The organism is Bradyrhizobium sp. P5_C12 (genome assembly GCF_054049735.1).
In genome coordinates this window covers 1-589 of the sequence record NZ_JBFULU010000149.1, presented here as the reverse complement: position 1 = coordinate 589, position 589 = coordinate 1, and the positions used below count along the sequence as shown (strand labels likewise).

Genomic DNA, 589 nt, shown 5'->3' with positions numbered 1-589 from the left:
GCCATACTGCGAGCTTTGCGCCGCAGGGCGGCGGCTATCTCGGCAGCTTCACGCTCAATACCACCAACCACGATACCGGCAATGGCGGCTCGATCGGCTGGAGCTTCTCGGTCTCCGACAGCGCGCTGGATTCTCTGCAGGCCGATCAGACCCTGACCCAGAAGTACGACGTGACGATCTCGGATGGTCACGGCGGCACCGCGGTCCAGACCGTGACGGTGACGATTGTCGGCACCAACGATGCGCCGGTGATCACCTCGTCGGCGCAGGGCGGCCTGGCGACGGAGTCGGCGGATCTGTCGGCTGCTGAGGCGGCCAACACGCCGCATACGGCCTCCGGCGCCGTGACGTTCACGGACGTCGACACGCTCGACAGCCATACTGCGAGCTTTGCGCCGCAGGGCGGCGGCTATCTCGGCAGCTTCACGCTCAATACCACCAACCACGATACCGGCAATGGCGGCTCGATCGGCTGGAGCTTCTCGGTCTCCGACAGCGCGCTGGATTCTCTGCAGGCCGATCAGACCCTGACCCAGAAGTACGACGTGACGATCTCGACCCTGACCCAGAAGTACGACGTGACGATCTC

At 64.7% G+C, this 589-nt stretch carries 1 protein-coding gene; it reads left to right on the top strand.

The features are described 5' to 3' along the window. Positions 1 to 589: VCBS domain-containing protein (locus ACXJMY_RS38040; protein ID WP_456624477.1), on the top strand; the 589-nt coding region annotated here is incomplete at both ends.